The sequence below is a fragment of the Stenotrophomonas sp. 01N47 genome, assembly GCF_056399165.1.
In genome coordinates, this window is the sequence record NZ_JBFTQU010000072.1 from 1 (window position 1) to 422 (window position 422).

Annotated in this window: 1 protein-coding gene; it reads left to right on the forward strand. The window is 59.5% G+C overall.

Annotated features, from left to right (window positions below; translation table 11 throughout):
* Positions 1-157 precede the first annotated feature (157 nt).
* On the forward strand, positions 158-422 hold a 265-nt coding region (locus AC1DKR_RS21265; protein WP_478035151.1), incomplete at its 3' end, for an ATP-binding protein.

Genomic DNA, 422 nt, shown 5'->3' on the forward strand with positions numbered 1-422 from the left:
GGATTCATCCTGATCACCGACGAGCAATCACGACGCAACACTGGCCACAAACACGAGGCGAAGCCCTTGTCGTCAAACCCGCCGGCGACACCGTGCTGCAGCGGTCTCTCGCCTTCTATGACGCCGTCGGCAAGGTCTTGGCAAAGGAGAACCGCCCATGAGTGCAACACTCGATGCCGTACCATCCAAGATCGACCGTATTCGCCATGACCTGGTCGGCCTGAAGATGCCGCGCGCACTGGAGGCGCTCGACCATGTTGTGCGACGCCTCGAACACGGCGAGCTGTCTGCCCTTGAAGCGATCGATATCCTTCTTTCCGAGGAGTTGACCCTGCGCGAGAACAGCCGCATCAAGACGGCGCTGCGAATGGGTAGGCTTGCGACGATCAAGACACTCGTTGGTTTCGACTTCACCTTCCAGC